Origin of the sequence: Geoalkalibacter ferrihydriticus DSM 17813 (genome assembly GCF_000820505.1) — a bacterium.
Taxonomy (GTDB): Bacteria; Desulfobacterota; Desulfuromonadia; order Desulfuromonadales; family Geoalkalibacteraceae; genus Geoalkalibacter; species Geoalkalibacter ferrihydriticus.
The window spans coordinates 17012-35137 of record NZ_JWJD01000010.1 but is presented as its reverse complement, the minus strand read 5'-3'; the positions used below and the strand labels follow the sequence as shown (position 1 = coordinate 35137).

Genomic DNA, 18126 nt, shown 5'->3' with positions numbered 1-18126 from the left:
ACCGGGGTGCCGTGTTTGACCAGGGCGACGCATGCGTCGCCCCTACGGGGGTTTTGTCCCTGTGATCATAAACGAACGGGCGGTCAGGTCGCCCAAAGCCGGCACGCGGCTCCATAAATCGATGACGGTTGACACGGGATTCAACCATTCCGGATAAATCTGCACCGGCCTTCGATTCAAATCAATAAAACCCACCTCAGCCAACTCGTCCTGAAACACTTTTGGGTCATAGGTGTTGAGCCGCGCCTGGGATTGACCTTCAACGACGATGATTTCCTCGCGGCCCAGCTTGCGATCCAGCACGGCCTTGAGATTGCGCCGGTTGAGGGTGATCAGGCACAGCACCCCACCGGGTTTGAGCACGCGATGAATTTCCGCCATGGCTTCGCGGTGCTTGTGCAGCGACTGAAACAGTCCGATACACACCACATGGTCGAAAAGGTTATCCGCAAAAGGCAGGCAGGTCGCGTCACCCGAGAGAAAATCGACGTTTTTAAGCGTCGTGCGCCTGCGCGCCTGCCCCGCCACCAGCCAGGCATAATCAACACCCGTCACGCGAAAGCCGGCTTCGCCCAAAACACGCGAATACGCCCCGGCGCCACAGCCCAAATCGAGCACCAACGCGCCCGGCTTCAGATTCAGCGACGGCAGCGCCTGCACATACGATTTCATGCGAAGGCTCAGCCCCTGGGGCGACCAGCCGGAAATGGCGTGGTCGGACTCCAGCGCCGAAAAGTCGTTGAACATTTCTCGCCAATAGGCCTCGCGCGAAGAGGTTTTTCGGCGAGGGGGAAGCGGTTTGCTCATTGATCAAAGCCTTGTTTATATAAATGAGAGTCGGACACGGATCAAATCTGATAAAAGCGGATAAAATCGTGAAATCCTTTTCACCGCAGAGAGCGCCGAGGCCGCTGAGAAAACTTTTCAAGCCACTCTCCGCACCCTCTGCGCTCTCTGCGCTCTCTGCGGTGAGCCAAGGTTTTATCAGACTTTATCAGTCTTCCTTCACCTTCTTACTGAATCACCCATAAAAAACGGCCGGCAGTCGGATTCGAACGGTCCCAGATTGGGCACGCCCTCGCGTGGCTGGTCGCAGAAATCGAAGCGGACATGTTGATTGGGAACACCCTTGTCCTGAAGCGGTGCGCTGTCGACAAGGGTAAAATCACCCTCGTGGGGGTTCTGAAAAATATCGTCAAAATCCTTCTTCAAAAATCCACCGGTAAGAATCAGGTTGTTTTCCATAATCGCCGTGCCGCCGTCGCGCTCGCGAATTTTGCCGTTGAGCACGTTGTTTTTAATGACGGCTGTCGAAACCGGGAAACGTACGTCAATGCCCATTGTCTGAAAAAGCAGGTTATTCAAAACCTGGGTATCTCTTGCCTTGTTAAGATAGACGCCGACATCACGGGTGTACATCACTACATTGTTACGCATGATGCCGCCAGTGCTTTCAATGGAATTGTCTTTGTGACGCGACGCACCCTTGCTGGTTCCCCCGCCGCCAAAAGACAGCCCCAGGCGCACTCCGCCCGAATGATTATACTCGCCCACCACCAGATTGTTCTCGAACACCCCGCCCGAGGCATTGCCCTTGATGAAAGCCGCCGTACTGATCTGATCGCCCAGCCCCTTGCTGTAATCGGCAATGAAGTTTTCGCGGATGATCCAGTCATCGGCGCCGACGACATCGATGGGGACCACCGGCGAGCGGGTCTGGCGAATCTCCGAATTAAAAAAACTGTTCCCTTCGATCAGCGCTCCGTCGGGAAAATTTCGGCCCCCGTCGCGGCTATCCAGCCCATTGGCCTTGATCATCGCGTTGAATTCGTGCAGACGGCTGTTTCTCAGCACAAACCCTCGGCCCACACCGACCACATGAAAGGCATGCTCACAAGAGCTATGGTTGCTGCATACGCCCTTGATATCGAGATTTTCAAATACCCAGAAGGGCGCATTGACCAGAAAACCCTCCAGGCCGTTCAACTCAATCCGCACCTGGCCGAGTTCCGCCGCCCGCACCTGGATGGGATGCTCGGCCGTTCCGGGTCGACTCACCCCGATGCTGCGCGTGTTAAAACGGTAAGTCCCCGGCGCCAGAGAGATCAAATCACCAGGCTCCGCACTGCGGATCGCCTGCAGTACCTCTTTAGGATTTTCCACCGCCACCTGCCGAAGCGCCTGCGGGCGCACATAAGCAAAGCGTTGCGCCTCGTTCAGCCAGACTTGCGGAACCGGCAGTCCATCCCGGGAATAGTAAAACGGAGCCAGCGTACGCGTCTTGCGCGCGCCCTGCCCCTTCCAGCCGGGATCATCAAGTGCCGGAAGGCGCACGTCTTCGGGTTTCAGCGGTTCAGCCTGCACCAGCCCAACCAGAAAAGAAGACCGATCAAGCCCGGTCTTCGCCAACACTTTTTCCGCAAAAACCCGCGGCGGCAGATTGTAGGATTTGGCCACCACAAACGCCCCGATTCCACCCGCCACCAGGCATAAAAGGCCAAAGACTGCCAGAAGATTGCGCAACAGATAAAACATTTTACGCCAAAACACCATCAAGAACCGCCTATCGTCTCTCGTAGGGGCGCAGCATGCTGCGCCCGGTTTTGCAATTTGTCATCAATACAATCAAGGCACACAACCAGGGCGCAGCATGCTGCGCCCTGGGCAAGGCATGCCTTGCCCCTACGACACCATTAAACCATAAACGATCAGGGGGCGCATGACAACCAGAGCGCAGCATGCTGCACTCCTACGATCAAACATCCCCGTGCATTGCGGATTCACACAACCCACCCATGTAGGGGCGACGCATGCGTCGCCCTGGGCGAGGTAGCCACGCCGGCGCGCTCGTCTCCTCCCGAGGGCGCTCCCCCGCCCTCGCCGGCCTTGGGCGCAAATCCCCACGTCAGCCCGTCTCGCTGCAATTTCTTCCGCAAGGTACTTTGAGTCGTACGCCACCCCACCCCAAGAAGAGGTATTGACAGGTCTTTTCAATAAGACCATAATGGTCACAAACGCAAGGAGGTGAACATAATGGAAAGCGCATCGGTGAGCGAACTGAAAAAGTCTCCGAGTGGATATTTCAGGAAGGTCAAATCGGGCGAGGAAATCCTGGTGACAGATCGTGGCCATCCATTCGCAAAGATCGTCCCGTTGCGACGAGACGAGGCCGGTGAAGGGACGAATATAGCGAAGCTAGAAGCCGCCGGCCTGGCACGGGTGGGCAAAGGCTTCCAAGCTGACTTTTGGGCACAAAAGGGGCCTGCCGACCCGGAAGGGGCTGTACGTACAGCGCTGATTGAAGAGAGGGAGGAGAGGTGAGATTTTGGGATAGTTGTGCGATCATCCCGTTGTTGGTGGAGGAGGAATTTTCGACCGCAGCGCGCCGGATGTTCGCAGAAGACAGGTCCATGATCGTTTGGTGGGGCACATCGGTTGAGTGCACCTCGGCTGTTGCAAAAGCGCGTCGTACTGGGAAAATCAGTCACGACGAAGAGAGAAAAGTCCGCGAACAGCTTGATGCGGCAGCAGAGAACTGGAACGAAATGGCGCCATCTAATGAGGTTCGCGATACGGCGCGACTCCTGCTCCGGAGACACCCCCTATCTGCTGCCGATTCTCTGCAGTTGGCCGCGGGTCTGGTTTGGTGCGAAAACAAACCACAGGGGGCGGTTTTTGTCTGCCTCGATCAGCGGCTGCGCGATGCAGCGGATGCCGAAGGTTTTACCGTGATCCCCTCTGCAACGGAGTTCGCATCCATAACCGGAAAAAAGTAGTCTCTACAACCCAAACAAAGGCTGCGGCTGAGATTTTTAATCAATTTATCAAGAACGTCCCCTTCTGGGGAGCCTAAAACCCTTTGGGACGCAGATATTCAGGATGATCGCAGATAGATATCATGGAGGGGCAAGGCGTTGGGTGGCCTTGGGCGAGGCATGCTGCGCCCCTACGGATTATTATTCTGTTGTAACCAGTACTCAGTGTGCAGATAAACATGGTTGGTGCGACCAATCCAGCCGTGCGCCTTGGTTTCGCTGCCGGAGTACATACCGTCGATAAAGCTGATGCGCGAGCGATGCCCAGGATTGACATAGCGATTGCCACCTACAGTGTAGTAAAACATGGCATCGCGAAAACTGTGCCTGGCCCAGCGCAGATATTCTTCATCGCCCGTAAGGCGATAAACGTAGGCAAAGAGATCAGGCCAAAAAACATTCCTGAGTAAACCGCCCTTTCTGTCTGCCTCGGCATCAGTTTCGCGCCAGGCATACGGACTCTGTAAAGGGCGATATTTGCCCTCGTCATCCATATCGCCGCCAAACAACAGCATATCTTTGGTAAAATCGGCCATACGGATCAATAAACCGGCAATGTCCTCATCTCCAGTTTCCAAATGAACCTGAATCAAAGGATCAATGGCATAGGAAAACATTACGCTGGACTGGCGCCCTCCGTCGATGTCATCGCAATCACGCCCCGCACCAAACAGCCCACGGCCTCCAGCCTGCTGCTCCCGATACACCACCCGATTGACGGCAATGTTGCGTGCGACTTCCAGGTATCGCGGATCACCATTGACCCGGTAAAGGTTCACCAAGTTGAGAATCGGCCATGTTTCCTGGCGTGTCTCATGGCTGGCACACCCCTGCGTTTGTGAACGTCGTTCCAGCCTGCTTAAAGCCGCCTGCCCATTGGCGACTGCCGCTTCCCAAGCTTTACGATCACCCGTCAGCAAATAATACAGCACCAGGCCGCCATTCCAAGTGTGGCTGTTCATCGACACCCGCGCGGGATTATGGGTATTAATACTCGGATCGGAATGCCGTTCGGACTCATAAAACGCCATGTGATTGGTCCACACATGATTGCCGCGACTGTCGCGTCTCTCGCCGTGATATTGATCGATGTCGTAGCGGTGCTTCGCCATCTCGACGCCGGCATCAAACAGGCCGCGATGTCCGGTTCGCAAATAATGCAGCAGCATGCTAAAAGGCCAGTCGTAATGTAGAGCACTCGGCGCCTGCCCCGCCCAGAGCAGATCGCCAAAACCCATCCAGCCGAAGTAGCGATATTGGTAGCTAGAACTCCAATGTGCAGGACTACGCGTCTTCAGGGTATTGATGGTCCATTCGTTTTGCGAAACTTCTTCATCCACCATAGCGATCTGCAAACGATCGTAGCGATCCATTGCCTCATCAAGTTCGGCATTGTCCATTGTCAAACCGCTCGGTGCCATCAAGCCCAGACCGCCGGTATCGCTGTACCAGGCGGGCGGCGCCAAGGCCATGAGTGGGTGTTCCACAGCTGCATGCAAGCCTTCTGGGTCAGGATTTTCTCCTCGCACGGAAAAGGCCAGCAACATTTCATGTGTTTTATGACGCCCCCCGTCAAAGAGGTACAATCCGGCATCCTGACCCGCCTCATGGCAATACATGGCAAATCTCTGGTCGAGAAAATCGTCACGACTGCAATGAGGGTAATACCCCTCCTCGGGCCATAAAACCAGGTTCAAACCCTGAGGAGCGGCAATAATTTTTTTGGGAAAATTCTGCCAGAGATGACGAAACGCGACACTCACGCCCCCCCTGTCGCCCTGCACGCTAAGCCATCCCGGATGGGTCCGCCCCTCGGCAATTTTCTCATCGTTTTGGAGCAGGACATAAAATGCTCCCTCGGCAAATGTGGGCACCAAGGTACCGTTTCTGGTACTTTCAGCTGCGTCCCGCCAGTTCTGCAATAAGCTGATGGATCCCTGATCCAGCCGCTCATGCAAATCTGCGCTGATTACAGTCGCCTGTCGCTGATTTATCAAATTCAATCCGAGGCTAACACTGTCAAAATACACCGACTGAATGGGCGCAAAATGCTGCTCCGGATTCGTGCGACCGTTAGCACCGTTGTTCTCAAGGGTGAAAAACACCCGTACATAATCTTTCCCGGCATAAAAATGTATGCGACAGTTGTAATAGACGAAGGAATGTTCGTAGGGCTGGCTGAAACGCGGCCAATCTTTACTATTGTTAACCGGCGGGGCAAAATAGGTGCCGTCATCGGCGCGCAGCACGCCACGCACCCGTATCACCGAACGCAACGGCCCGTACTCTTCGATTTCGATGGATTCCGGGGGCGCATTCAGCGATGAAAAACGTTTTCCGTTCCTATCAACCAACACCACGCCGCCGCGTTCCACCTGATCCACCACCAGTGAACCTTCTCCCTTACCGGCCCATACCTGATCGAACAGGTTAAAATAACTGCGGCTGATAGAAAAACGCGCAGCACCCGTATCTACGAGAAACCGATCGGCGCGTTCGATAATTTCAACCGGACTCTCAAACCCACCCCCAGCATGTTCGGTCTTGCTGAGTTCATACTCACTTGTACCACTCGCAGAAACATCCGCTTGAAAATCCACCAACACCCAGCGAATCGGAAGGGTTTCATCTGCAAGCGGCCCGTTCCAACGCGCCAGAACTGTGAATTGCGCGGGGACTGCCTGCCCCCGCACATCGGTCAGAACCAGGGATCGGGTGTCGACGATATCCGCGCTCAACGGCAAAGGCACCCCCGTTGTGACCGGCTCCTGGTCACGTTTCTGGCCGCCGGGGGCGGTATCACGGACAATCAACCGCACCGGCAGATCATCCGTGCGATCCGCCCATTGGATTGCAGTCGGGCGTTGATCAAGCCCTTCGCTCAAGGCAAACCGATTGCACGCGGGCAGAAAAGTGAGCAGAGTTAAACAGATAAGGGAAATGAGAAGATTTCTGGGTGGGGTCATACGCGCCTCCCGCCGGGGAAAACAATGGGGCACATTAATATGCACCTCTACACCTTAACAAAATCCCCCGGCCGCGCAAACGAGCGCATCCCGAGGTTTATGTTCGGGCGACCCATCAGGGCGCGCGTCAGTGCGCCCCTACGGCCAATCATTCCCGCGCATTAACCGATTCATCCAACCACAAACGGTAGGGGCGCACCGATGTGCGCCCGGTTTTATTTTGATTCAAGCCATGCCTTTTGATAACATCCAGATAATGCCGTAAATTCAGGAGAAACCATGATACCCCAGGATTTGGAATCAACACTCATCGCCATCCTAAAAAATCATGATGCCGCCCGAATCGGCATTTTCGGCTCACATGCCCGCGGCGAAGCCCGCCCGGACAGCGACCTCGACCTCCTGGTGGACTTCAAAAATCGGAAAAGTTTACTCACCCTGGTCAAAATCCAACGAGAATTAAGCGAAGCCTTAGGAATTCACGTCGATTTACTCACCGAAGCGGCCATAAGCCCCCGCCTGATTGATCGGATCAAGGCCGAGATGCGGGTTATCTATCAATGAAACGTGACGACTGGTTTATCTGGAACATATTCTCGAAGCGATGGACAAAATTGAACACTTGATCAAAACGCTTAAACGCTAATTGGGCCAACCCGCACCGCGTACCCCGCAGGGGCGACGCATGCGTCGCCCTGGGCGAGGCGCTGCCTCGCCCCTACGATGCATTCAACAACAGGCATGGTTTTCGGTCCGTTTTACCAAAACCGACAGGTCATAGAGAGTTTCCGGTGCGATATCCAGATCACCGGGCCAACAAACTGTGTCCATGGCAACATACGCCTGTTTGAACAAGGCAACGTTCTTTAATCGCTGGAACACACCTCGATCCAAATAAGGCCGGGCATCGAAAATACGATGCTCTCCACTTCTGAACCATAACTCCAAATGGAAATCATCACGTGCAACAACGCGGATCACTGATTCCATAAAACCTCCTAGCGCAGAGGGTCGATGGTAAAAAGGGGTTGGCCGTTGATCGCCAATTCCCAATCGCGCACGTTAACGGCGAAACCGCCCTGGGCAAGCATAACATGGGCGCAGCATGCTGCGCCCATGCGGTCAATCATCCCCGCGCATTAACCGTTTCATCCAACCGTTCCGCGTAGGGGCGACGCATGCGTCGCCCTGGGCTAGGCACCGGTGTACGACCGATTGCGGCTCAATCCACCTGCGCCAATTGCACCAACCGATCCACGAAGGTATCAAAGGTATATCCGCAATAAATGGCCTGTTCCGGGGCAAGGCTCAGTTCGGTCATACCGGGTTGGGTGTTGATTTCGAGAAAATACAGACCATGGTTTTCATCGTTTTCCCGGGCGGGGTCATAGCGAAAATCAGAACGGCTGATACCCCGGCAGCCCAACACCGCGTGCGCCTGCTCGGCATGGCGCAGCGCAGCCTGATAAACCACGGGCGGCAGGGAGGCAGGCAAAAGGTGCAGGGTTTTTCCGGCGGTGTATTTGGCCTCGAAATCGTACCAGCCCGATTCGGGTTTCAATTCGGTCACGGCAAACGCCTTGCCCTCCATGACGCCTACGGTCAATTCATGTCCGGCGATAAATTCCTCGACAAGCACCTCCTGGGCGAGATCGGCATCGCCGAACAAGGCGTCCAGATCCTCACCCGATTGCACAATCACAACCCCCTTGGATGATCCGTCGCACACCGGCTTGACAACATAGGGCCGCGCCATAAGCTCTTTCTCGCGCAGCGCGGAAAGGGTGCAGGTGATACCCCCCGGGCTCGGCACCCCGACGCCTGCAAGCAATTGCTTGGTCGCCACCTTGTCCATCGCAACCGCCGAGGCCATGACACCCGAATGCGTGTAAGGAAGTCCAACCAGATTGAGAAAACCCTGCACGCAGCCGTCTTCTCCCTGGCGGCCATGCAAGGCGTTGAAAACAACATCCGGGGCGATGCTCAGGATCTGTTGAACCGCATCGCGCATGTCGTCGGTATCCACCACGGACACCTCATAGCCAAGCCGCCGCAAAGCATCCGCGCACGCCTTGCCGCTCACCAAGGAAACGGAGCGCTCCGATGAGTTGCCTCCGCACAGAACCAGAACCTTTTTGATTTTTTTGGCGCCGTTCATGGCCAATCCTCCCTCCGTTAATTTCAGTGCAAAGGGCGCAGCATGCTGCGCCCCTACGGTCAAACATCATCGCGCATTGCGGATTCACCCAACCGCTCCGCGCAGGGGCGACGCATGCGTCGCCCTGGGCAAGGCATGCCTTGCCCCTACGTCCGCACCTTTTCCACCTGTTTCTTCCCATTGAGGGTCAAACCATACAACGTCATTGCGGCAGGCAGATCATCCCAGGCAAACACATCATCGCGCCAGGCGGCAAAACCGTAGAGGGCCATGACAATACGTTTCCAGCGTGGTTCGTCAGGGTAATCAAGGGGGGTGAGCTTGCCTTTAAGGGCGCTGAGAAGAAACTTGCCGATAGCTTTTTTGCTTGAGGCCGTCACGTCGGTGCGCGTGCGGCCAGGATCAACATCATAACCAAAAGCTTTCAGTGCCCAGGCCGGTTCATCGTAGCCGCACGACATCACCTTGGCAGTGGTGCCACCCAGGCGGCTGTTGAGTTCCAGAAACCAGGGTGTGCCGGTCGCCGGATCGTAAAGAAATTCGAAATGATAGGGCCCGATCACCTTAAACTCTTCGACAAACGCCATGCACTGGCGGCGCAGTTCGTCGCTGATGGCAAAGGGGCGAATCGTCAACGTCACCCCTTCGAACTTGCGCGCAACGATAAAGCCTTCTACGCCGCAGGCGGTTCCGTCGGGACCGCGCGCGCCATGCACGACCAGGTTGGGCACATTGGTAAAGGGTTGCGCCAAAACCGGACTGCCGAATTGCTTAATCCCCCCGATGAAGGCATCAAGCTCTTTTGTGCTGCGCGCAATCTGAACCTTGAATGAAGGCCGCACACCGCCCGGTTTGGCGGGGCGCAAACACAAAGGAAAATCTTCTGCACTGAATACAGAAAAATCAAAATTTCCGCCCCCGATTTCCCAAGTCGGCAAGAGGCACATCCCTAAACGTCGTGCCGTTTCGATCTGGCGGCTTTTGGACAGAACGGCACGTGTTGCCTCGGCGCCGGAAAACATCAGCTTGATGCCCGCAGGCAGCAGATGCCGATTTTCATCCAGAAGACAGGCGAATTGTTCGTTGATGGGCAGAAGAATATCGGCGCCGAAATCGCGCATAAATGTAATGGCACGTGCCAATCCGTCGCCGTTGAGCAGGTCATCCGCGGTCATGGCGATATGGTCGGCCAGATAGCGCGATTGAGGGACAGGCTCGCCTTCGGCGACGATCTGGATCAGTCCGACGCGAGCGCCACGGCGGCCCCAGCTGCGGATAGCGGCCAGGGCGGGGGGGCCAAATTGGGAGATGATTATGGGGTTTTTAATGCGCATAGAGCATCCAAGCCTGTCTTTTTCAAGCTATATGTGAGTAAGAGCTAGCGAGGCGCGAATTCTCGTCTGAATTGTTCAACTTTCTCTAAACACATATTTAGCTTATCTTCAAATATATTATCACGGCTCAAAAACCGCTGTTCATTATTAGCTAACCTTAAAAGTTGAGCACCTGCCTTCTCAACAACACCTGGTTTACTTCGCGGCATTTCAGGTGGCTCCCATCCCTCCCTCCAAACGCCAGAAGAATGCAGACCGCGCTTAATCAAGTTTTTGATTTGTTGCTTAAATGGTTTATGACAACCACCTCGCCAAACAGGATCGACATAATGGGGAGCGTATTCAAGGCACATTGATTGGGACCAGTCTCTCCATTTAAAATCGAGTATATGCCCATAATTGGGGTGTATCGGAATCCATGGAATCCTTAAAGAATCAGCAAATATAGCACCATGCATTGAATCAGTTATAACCAGTTCGCTAGAACAGATATCTAAAATAACTTTATCTACTTTTTGAAACGGACTTATGCATTTAATACCAACTTTTCTGCAAACTTCATCCCAGTCCCCCCACTTGTAAGAAGAATAATGTGGAGAAAATGAAATTTTATGCTTATTTACTATTTTCTTTTTTGTATCCTCAAGACAGGAATTAATCAGTATAGCAGGATCGGTTATAAACTTATCCTTACTTAACTTAAGCGCATCTGCACTTAGGGGGCCTCTAACAAAATATATACTGTAAGAATCGTCAATTGTAGGCAAATCACCATACCCAACACCAGCTCCAAAAATTATTTTATCTCGCTCTTTCGGTAGCTTATGATTTATTAAAGTTCCAATTCCAACAAACAATTTTCCACTATTATCCCCCACCTCACTTGATGAAAAAATTTCTGGCAAGATTTTTTTCCATAGCCAAGGGTTCAATTCATCCCCAAAATTTGAAGGGTTGACCTTCCAATAATATATTTCCACGGCATTTCTCCAAATTCATTTAAATAAATGACCTGAATTCAACTCGTAGGTGAACTCTACCAGGTTGGTTTGAAGTGTAAGCTGCGGTAGGCTCATGGCTTCCCTCACCGACCAAAGTTAGAGGAGCACAGATGAGTCACTACACAGATGCTTACTCGAGAAGAACGATATCAGATTTATGCCCTGAATGCAGCCGGGCAAAATCAGAGCGAGATCGCTCAGATTATCGGGCACCACAAGTCCACCGTCAGCCGAGAACTTCGTCGTAACCCCGGCCATAGAGGCTATCCAAGGAGGCGCACACTTTTGCCCTCAAGCGCCGTGGAAGGCAAAGCCTCGAATTTCATCGCAGGCCTGGGCTCGGGCTGAGAGGCTGCTGCGCGAAGACTGGAGCCCAGAGCAAGTCAGCGATTGGCTGTGCAACTTGAAGAATCAATCAATGTCAGCCACAAATGGAGCTATCGCTACATCCTTCGCCAAGCAACATGGCGGGGATATGCACCGCCACCTGCACCGCCACCTGCACCGCAGCCTGCGCTGCCAAAAACCGCGTAAAAAGCGCTATGGTTGCCCTGATCGACGCGGACAGCGGACAGATCAAAGGGCGTGTTTCTATCGACGGGCGACCTGATATTGTTAATCAACGAAGCCGAATCGGAGGCTGGGAAGTCGATACCGTTGTTGGCAAACGCGGCGCGGCCGCACTTGTGTCTCTGGTGGAACGCAAGTCACGACTGAGCGTCATTGCCAAGGTTGCCAGTCAGTCGGCCCAAAACGTTGAGGACGCTATCGTGACGCAGCCTAAACCGTTGGCCTCTGAGGGACAAACTCTGACGTATGACAACGGCAAGGATTTCGCCTACCATCAGCGGATTGGCGAAGATCTCGATGCCAGTGGATACTTTGCCCATCCCTACCATTCCTGGGAACGGGACCTGAACGAGAATACCAACGGTCTGATCCGGCAATATTTTCCTAAAGGTCAAAATCTTGCCGCTGTCTCTGATGCCGAAGTGTGGGCCGTAATGGAAAAACTCAACAATCGCCCAAGAAAATGCCATGGGTTCAAAACCCCGAATCAGGTATTTTTTGGAATTGATCCACCTATTGAACTAGCGAATTGAATCCGCGTGATTTTTTCAAACGCAATGCGACCATTATTAATTCGGATCGTATAATTCCATTATTTTTTCATAATTTTATTTTTATTTAAATAATTCCCTACAAGACAGGCAATGCAATAAAAATAAGTTTTCAAATTTAAAGGCCAATATCGAAGACCTGCCTTGAAATAATTGAACGAAAGAAAAAAATTACCGGCATGGTATTGAGACCACCCACTATCAAAATAAGGTTGGAAAAGCCTTCTCCTGAGCTTTACAATAGGAATTTGTTTTTTTAGGTCTTTATTCAAAGCGAGGTGCTTTTTAATAATAGACACAAGAACTGGCTCCCTGAATGTAGAGGTTGGTTTCCTTGTGGTTAAACTCTGGTGTCCACGCCTGTAAAAAGAAAGCACCTCTGGAACATACCCAACTTCGTACTGGCTAGCGATACGGAGCCACATATCGTAATCTTCCCCTATATTCAAGCTTTCATCGAATAACCCGACGTTATTGAAAACTTCCCTCTTTATCATTACAGTTATTGTTGAAATTATATTTCCAAGAACAACATTTTTAAATATAAATCCACTTTGGCAATTCATATTATTCTTTTTATGGTAACTTTTTTCAAAATTTTTTCCGCCATTGAAAATTGCCATATCTGTGTATGAAACACACAACTGTTCGTTCTCTTTATGAATCTTTAATTGTTTTTCAATTTTATTTTTTTCGAAGATATCATCTGAATCCAAAAAACATATAAAATCTCCAGTTGATACACTTATCCCTTTGTTCCTCGCTGCAGAAACACCTCTATTTTTTTGATATATATACTTGATCTTATTTTTATATTTTTCCAAAGCATACTGTGTACCATCTGTCGAACCATCATCGACAACAACTATTTCAATATTTTTATAACTTTGATTAATTACACTCTCCAAAGCATCCAATATGTATTCTTCATTATTAAAAGTCGGAATAACAATGCTGACTTTAAATTTGCAATCATCGTTTTTTTTAAGTTTTTCCATAAGATTTTTTCGTTCTAAAATAGACGTCCATGAGTTTGGTGCGCAGAATAAAAACTTTTCAAAAAATTCTTGACACAACATACAAAAGTTAACGAGAAAGTTTTGAAATATTTTTCAACATAAAAGTTTACAAAGGACATTCTTTCCCAATCACAAAGCAGATAAAAAAGGTTTCAACCTTTTAAATGAAAAAACGGACACAAGACAAGGTTTTCAGTTTGCGGGTTCCGATGACAACATGCCAATTATTTATTATTTTAGCCCTTTTTACTTGAAGCGGCGCAGTAGATACTTCCAAATGGCTACAAACAATTCCCTAAGCGGGACATTCATGCCATGGGCCTTATTCCTTTCAACATGCCAGCTTTCAGAGGTAACAGGACGACACAAGCCATAGCGCGCGATGAGCTCATCGGCCTGCGCGCTCCAAGGTCCACCCAATGCTGCCCACTCCACATTCAAATCTATAGCGCGTCCAGTGATATGCTTTGATATGGGGATTTCCGCCAGATTTGGCCGCCGCCGTGGGTCAGTCGACGCATATCCTTCTTCAGCATACACTGGCTTGCGCGGGCCAAGTTCATTTGCATTGGCCACGATCGCTGCAAACTCATTCGCCGGTGCGCGGTCGCCCGCCCCTGGCGCCCATTCAGGCTTAAACCAGAGATTGCCGTCAAGATCACGACCATCTGCAAGACAACGCAAATCGCCGACGTTGATTTTGCCGCTGAGAACACTATAAGCGGTACTCCAGCGGTGGGCGCGATCGGGCGTGCGGTAATGGGCCTGAATCCAACAGGGAATACCCTGCCCGCGCAAATGAAGAATCAGGAAGTTTACTCTGAGTTTGAGGCGCAACGGCTCAGGCAGAATAACCATTAGGCGTCTGCTTCTTCCTGCGGCAAATCAAACTTTTTGAGGATCGCCTCAAGGCCGATGCCGCGCGAGCCTTTGACCAGAACATACGCGTGGCGAAGGTCGTCATACGATAAGGAATCAGCAAGCTTTGCCGCCGATGAAAAATGCCGCCCGACTTTGTGTGCGCCGGCCCGTCCAAACTCTTTGCCCACGAATAAAACGGCATCGAGTTTCATAGCGGCCAGCTTAGCGACCATATCCTCATGCTCTTTAAGGCTGTAATCCCCCAATTCCAGCATGTCGCCAAGTATGGCGATTTTTTTAGGGGCTTCAAGTTTCCCAAAATCGTCAATAGCGGCATGCATACTGGTGGGATTGGCGTTGTAGGCGTCCATTACGAAAGTGATATCGCCCTTAGGTAGTATTTGCGAGCGGTGATTTTCCGGCTCGTAAGTTTCAATTCCTTTGCGAATGTTGTCGGGGCTAACACCGAGGTAGGCACCAACGGCAATGGCAGCGAGGACATTTGAGAGATTGTAGGTGCCAAAAAGATGCGTCTGAATGTCTAAAATAGGCCCCCCAGCTTGATCTTGAAATTTTTCTGGAACGAACCAGCGGACCTTGAGGAAAGGGGCACTTTCAATGGCTTCACCGCGAATATAGGCCAATGGGTGTTGTCCGTAGGACCAAACGGAGGGATAGTCGGCAACAATTTTGACGATATTGGGGTCGTCGATGTTGGCGAAGAAAAAACCTTGATGTTCAGAGATGTAATCAAAAAGCTGACGTTTTATTTTTACAATCCCTTGAACACCACCAAACCCTTTAAGATGCGCTTTACCAACATTTGTTATAAGCCCAAGCTGAGGTTGAGCAATCCGACATAAATCTATAATAGATTGCCCCCCTGAAGATCCAATTTCGATGACACCAACATCGACAGATTTGCCAATTTTTAAAATGGTGTGACCCACACCAATATTTGTATTAAAATTTCTCCTGGTTTTGACCGCTATTTTTTCGGTCGATATAACAGTTGCTATCAACTCTTTTGTTGTCGTTTTTCCACAAGAACCAGTTATAGAAACAACAGTTTTATTAATTTTTTCTCTATGAGAGATTGCCATACACAAAAAAGCATCGATAACATTTTTTACAAAAATTACATTTTCACCCTTAACAAGCTTGCTATTAACCACTACATATTTTGCACCGCTCTCTATTGCCAAATTTGCGCAAGCATTTGCGTTAAAAAATTTCTTTTTAAAATAATTTATTTTTTTTATAAATTTTTTATTTTTAGATAATTTTTCTAGATTATCTAAAAATTTAATTTTGAACTCTGGGAATAAAATTTCGAAAAACGAAATAATTTTATAAACTATTTTCTTTATTGAATTTTCTGGCTCTTCAAAAGGGACGCAAAAATGCATACAATCTTTACCAATTTCTTCCGGTTCGACAGAAATAAATTCTGATGCCAAATATTTCGAATACAATCCGTCTGGATTTATTTTTTCATGAATTTCATACTGTTTTCTTAAATCCATAATTCCTCAAATATCAATAGATCTGCATTCTCAGCAATTTAGATAGAAAAACTTACACCTTTTCACTATCCCCCATAGAACACATCAAAAATTCAATATTTCCAAACTTCGGGGGATCCCACCGCGCATTTCCTTCAATGATCAACGGCCCCTCCGGTGTCACGGCGACATCCCATCCAATTGCACGCATAGGCAAAAACCCTTTCGCTGCACTGCGCGCTAACCCACAAAGCTCATCCCAAAGCGGCATTTTCTGCCCCTTAAACACACTTCCCGTATCCGGATGCGCCTCTAATTTAATAACGCCTTCCTGCCCCACCATAACTAAATCCCCCAGAGTCCCATCTGAAAGGTTGATCTGGCAGAGAAGATTTCCCGTAAACCCCTTGCTGTGATTGTCAATCCGGTTTTCACCCACAATCGGCTTGAGGTAGGCCATGAGAATCTCAACGCTAAGATCTTCTTTCACAAATGTGATGACGCGCACTGTTTGCAAGCCCCGCTTGGGACTGATTGCCATGATCGCAGGGTGATTTTGCAGACATTCCTGAATAACAAAGGAGTGATATTTGGGATGGGTTTGTAGCGTGCGGAAAAGTTCTGCCCCGGAATACCCAGGGCTATTTTTTTCAACGAAAAGTATGCCTTCGCCATAAACACCGAGGCTTGGTTTAACGACAAACTCAGGCGGGCAATAATTATCAAAAAAATCTACCCACTGACTTTCACCGGCGAGAGGTCGTTGGCCCCATTGCATGCCTGATGACGCACTAAAGAACAATGCCAAAAGCCGCGGTGTGGGCAAACCCATTCGGGAACAAAACGTGTAGAATACGGCCTTATCTTCCGTCATCTCTTGAAAAGATGGATGATTAAGAAACTTCTGACGGGCCACCAACTGAATTTTGCTGATGAAGTTGCCTTCAACGCCATCCTTTGAATTCAAAAGTCCAAGCTTCATCGCCTCATCAGGAAGAAAACCATGCTTCCGGTAAAGGCTATAGCTCTTACACATGCAACCCATGTAGGTAAACGGATTGTTACGCGACGCGCCAACACTTGTTTTGTTGGCCAAAGAAAACAGCTTGACCCGCCAAGCCAATGACTTAGACAACCCACCGCCAGGGCTTGCCATAAGACCCCCCTTACTCACCGTTAGCGAAATTTTGACACTTTTTGCCAGACACAGCCCCAAAACGGCCGCAAATCCGTCAGCGAAAAAAGGGAAAATTCCCACTTATTGCGCCACACTTCCCTTAATTTACATTTCCTAGGCTGAAACAGGTTTTTCACGACGTAAATCATAAAACCAACATCATCAAACCAGATAAAATTGCGCGGCCGGCCATTCGCGTTGCCCACAAACTCTCGAACCTTTTCATCGTTTCCGGTACGGTAATAGAAGTCCAGCAAACTATAATTGACCCCTAACCGCGTCGACAACCGATGCTGCATCCAGTGCCGGGTGTTGATCTCAATAATAATAAGCTTGCCTGTGCGCGCATCACGGATAATTTCAGTTTCACAAACGCCATCGGCACCAAGGCGCTCAATGACACTTCTACCCAATTCATAGACTTCATTATCGTCCACCGTTTGACAAAGCACAGCGGTGCCGAAACCTTCGGGGTATTGAATAAGCTTCTGCGTGACAAAACCATGAAGCACCTTTCCGTCACGGTCCGAGTAGCTGCAAAAAGAAAAAATGCCGCCTTCGGCCGGCTCAATAATTTCCTGAGCAATCAATCGAGGGCTAATTCTTTTAAATTTTTCAAAATATAATGCGAGTTCCGCAGCGTCATTGACAACAACAGCTTTGCTTTCACCCACAAGGGTACTTGACTTTTCGTTTTTCCAATCGCCTGCGGAAGCAGATTTTATAATGCAAGGATAATCAAGCTTTAAATCGGTTTCAAAACCGTCACTTAAAAGGGCTGTTTTAGGATAAGTGAAACCATGGAATTTCAACAAATCTTGAATGTTAAATTTGTCTATTACATTTTCAACAATATCTTTTTTTGGATTGCTTATTGTGTAATATTTTTCAATAATTTCGGAATTTTTATATAAGAACAAAACCTCTTCATCAGTAGCCGGAACAATAAAGGGTTTTTTTTTAAAATTTCCCCCTAACGCCAACAACCCAGCCAAATAAATTTGGGTGTCGATATCACCATCCGCTTTAATATGTTCAAATTTTATTGCGGTATTGTGAAATATATTTCTTGAATTCGAATATACAGCTATCCTGAATAGCGTTTGATTGAAATTACGCATTATCTGGAAATGATTAAATTTCAAGTCTAGCAGAACTATTTGCTCCAT

At 49.9% G+C, this 18126-nt stretch carries 15 protein-coding genes and 1 pseudogene; 4 read left to right on the top strand and 12 right to left on the bottom strand.

Annotated features, from left to right (window positions below; translation table 11 throughout):
* Positions 1-42 precede the first annotated feature (42 nt).
* Both GFER_RS17975 and GFER_RS17970 read right to left on the bottom strand, forming a co-directional pair.
* Entirely contained in the window at positions 43-807 is a 765-nt protein-coding gene (locus GFER_RS17975) for a class I SAM-dependent methyltransferase (protein WP_052446517.1), read from the bottom strand.
* Between the two features lie 198 nt (positions 808-1005).
* Positions 1006-2535 (bottom strand): right-handed parallel beta-helix repeat-containing protein, encoded by a 1530-nt coding sequence (locus GFER_RS17970; RefSeq protein WP_161807424.1) that lies wholly within the window; start codon positions 2533-2535, stop codon positions 1006-1008.
* Positions 2536-3033: 498 nt separating this feature from the next.
* Here GFER_RS17970 and GFER_RS16165 point away from each other — a divergent pair, with 498 nt between their 5' ends.
* Both GFER_RS16165 and GFER_RS16160 read left to right on the top strand, forming a co-directional pair.
* Positions 3034-3321: a type II toxin-antitoxin system Phd/YefM family antitoxin gene (locus GFER_RS16165; protein ID WP_040101052.1), complete on the top strand. Its 288-nt coding sequence runs from the start codon at positions 3034-3036 to the stop codon at positions 3319-3321.
* Entirely contained in the window at positions 3318-3776 is a 459-nt protein-coding gene (locus tag GFER_RS16160; protein WP_040101051.1) for a type II toxin-antitoxin system VapC family toxin, read from the top strand. The genes GFER_RS16165 and GFER_RS16160 overlap by 4 nt, the downstream gene beginning before the upstream one ends.
* Positions 3777-3946: 170 nt before the next feature.
* On the opposite strand, the gene GFER_RS16155 is transcribed toward GFER_RS16160, so the two are convergent.
* On the bottom strand, positions 3947-6781 hold the full coding sequence (locus tag GFER_RS16155) for a beta-L-arabinofuranosidase domain-containing protein (protein ID WP_040101049.1): 2835 nt from the start codon (positions 6779-6781) through the stop codon (positions 3947-3949).
* A gap of 279 nt (positions 6782-7060) precedes the next feature.
* On the opposite strand from GFER_RS16155, the gene GFER_RS16150 reads away from it, so the two are divergent.
* Positions 7061-7345 (top strand): nucleotidyltransferase family protein, encoded by a 285-nt coding sequence (locus GFER_RS16150; RefSeq protein WP_040101048.1) that lies wholly within the window; start codon positions 7061-7063, stop codon positions 7343-7345.
* A 165-nt stretch (positions 7346-7510) separates the two neighbouring features.
* On the opposite strand, the gene GFER_RS16145 is transcribed toward GFER_RS16150, so the two are convergent.
* From GFER_RS16145 to GFER_RS18400, 4 genes are all read right to left on the bottom strand, one after another.
* Positions 7511-7771: a DUF2442 domain-containing protein gene (locus GFER_RS16145; RefSeq protein WP_040101047.1), complete on the bottom strand. Its 261-nt coding sequence runs from the start codon at positions 7769-7771 to the stop codon at positions 7511-7513.
* 232 nt (positions 7772-8003) lie between these two features.
* Positions 8004-8939 (bottom strand): D-alanine--D-alanine ligase, encoded by a 936-nt coding sequence (locus tag GFER_RS16140; RefSeq protein ID WP_040101046.1) that lies wholly within the window; start codon positions 8937-8939, stop codon positions 8004-8006.
* 146 nt (positions 8940-9085) lie between these two features.
* A complete protein-coding gene (locus GFER_RS17965; RefSeq protein ID WP_052446515.1) occupies positions 9086-10273 on the bottom strand; it encodes an ATP-grasp domain-containing protein in 1188 nt (395 codons plus the stop codon).
* Between the two features lie 44 nt (positions 10274-10317).
* Positions 10318-11253, bottom strand: coding sequence for a polysaccharide pyruvyl transferase family protein (locus GFER_RS18400; protein WP_074669606.1), 936 nt, complete (start codon positions 11251-11253; stop codon positions 10318-10320).
* A 131-nt stretch (positions 11254-11384) separates the two neighbouring features.
* Between GFER_RS18400 and GFER_RS16120 the strand changes: the two are divergent.
* Positions 11385-12377: pseudogene (locus tag GFER_RS16120) on the top strand (IS30 family transposase).
* Between the two features lie 59 nt (positions 12378-12436).
* On the opposite strand, the gene GFER_RS16115 reads toward GFER_RS16120, so the two are convergent.
* The 5 genes from GFER_RS16115 to GFER_RS16095 all read right to left on the bottom strand — a co-directional run bounded on the left by GFER_RS16115 (position 12437) and on the right by GFER_RS16095 (position 18126).
* A complete protein-coding gene (locus GFER_RS16115; protein ID WP_052446513.1) occupies positions 12437-13393 on the bottom strand; it encodes a glycosyltransferase in 957 nt (318 codons plus the stop codon).
* A gap of 267 nt (positions 13394-13660) precedes the next feature.
* Positions 13661-14272, bottom strand: coding sequence for a M15 family metallopeptidase domain-containing protein (locus GFER_RS16110; protein ID WP_040101041.1), 612 nt, complete (start codon positions 14270-14272; stop codon positions 13661-13663).
* Positions 14272-15801, bottom strand: coding sequence for a UDP-N-acetylmuramoyl-tripeptide--D-alanyl-D-alanine ligase (locus tag GFER_RS16105; protein WP_052446512.1), 1530 nt, complete (start codon positions 15799-15801; stop codon positions 14272-14274). The genes GFER_RS16110 and GFER_RS16105 overlap by 1 nt, the downstream gene beginning before the upstream one ends.
* A 52-nt stretch (positions 15802-15853) precedes the next feature.
* Positions 15854-16936: a sugar-transfer associated ATP-grasp domain-containing protein gene (locus tag GFER_RS16100; RefSeq protein ID WP_040101040.1), complete on the bottom strand. Its 1083-nt coding sequence runs from the start codon at positions 16934-16936 to the stop codon at positions 15854-15856.
* A 20-nt stretch (positions 16937-16956) separates the two neighbouring features.
* Positions 16957-18126 carry a carboxylate--amine ligase gene (locus tag GFER_RS16095; RefSeq protein ID WP_139172196.1) on the bottom strand — a complete coding sequence of 390 codons (1170 nt, stop codon included), beginning with the start codon at positions 18124-18126 and terminating at the stop codon, positions 16957-16959.

What these genes read in the sequence shown, in the direction of transcription:
- GFER_RS17975 (WP_052446517.1), bottom strand. Translation starts at nt 807, where the DNA reads ATGAGCAAACCGCTTCCCCCTCGCCGAAAAACCTCTTCGCGCGAGGCC.
- GFER_RS17970 (WP_161807424.1), bottom strand. Translation starts at nt 2,535, where the DNA reads ATGTTTTATCTGTTGCGCAATCTTCTGGCAGTCTTTGGCCTTTTATGC.
- GFER_RS16165 (WP_040101052.1), top strand. Translation starts at nt 3,034, where the DNA reads ATGGAAAGCGCATCGGTGAGCGAACTGAAAAAGTCTCCGAGTGGATAT.
- GFER_RS16155 (WP_040101049.1), bottom strand. Translation starts at nt 6,781, where the DNA reads ATGACCCCACCCAGAAATCTTCTCATTTCCCTTATCTGTTTAACTCTG.
- GFER_RS16150 (WP_040101048.1), top strand. Translation starts at nt 7,061, where the DNA reads ATGATACCCCAGGATTTGGAATCAACACTCATCGCCATCCTAAAAAAT.
- GFER_RS16145 (WP_040101047.1), bottom strand. Translation starts at nt 7,771, where the DNA reads ATGGAATCAGTGATCCGCGTTGTTGCACGTGATGATTTCCATTTGGAG.
- GFER_RS16140 (WP_040101046.1), bottom strand. Translation starts at nt 8,939, where the DNA reads ATGAACGGCGCCAAAAAAATCAAAAAGGTTCTGGTTCTGTGCGGAGGC.
- GFER_RS17965 (WP_052446515.1), bottom strand. Translation starts at nt 10,273, where the DNA reads ATGCGCATTAAAAACCCCATAATCATCTCCCAATTTGGCCCCCCCGCC.
- GFER_RS16115 (WP_052446513.1), bottom strand. Translation starts at nt 13,393, where the DNA reads ATGGAAAAACTTAAAAAAAACGATGATTGCAAATTTAAAGTCAGCATT.
- GFER_RS16110 (WP_040101041.1), bottom strand. Translation starts at nt 14,272, where the DNA reads ATGGTTATTCTGCCTGAGCCGTTGCGCCTCAAACTCAGAGTAAACTTC.
- GFER_RS16105 (WP_052446512.1), bottom strand. Translation starts at nt 15,801, where the DNA reads ATGGATTTAAGAAAACAGTATGAAATTCATGAAAAAATAAATCCAGAC.
- GFER_RS16100 (WP_040101040.1), bottom strand. Translation starts at nt 16,936, where the DNA reads ATGGCAAGCCCTGGCGGTGGGTTGTCTAAGTCATTGGCTTGGCGGGTC.
- GFER_RS16095 (WP_139172196.1), bottom strand. Translation starts at nt 18,126, where the DNA reads ATGGAGCAAATAGTTCTGCTAGACTTGAAATTTAATCATTTCCAGATA.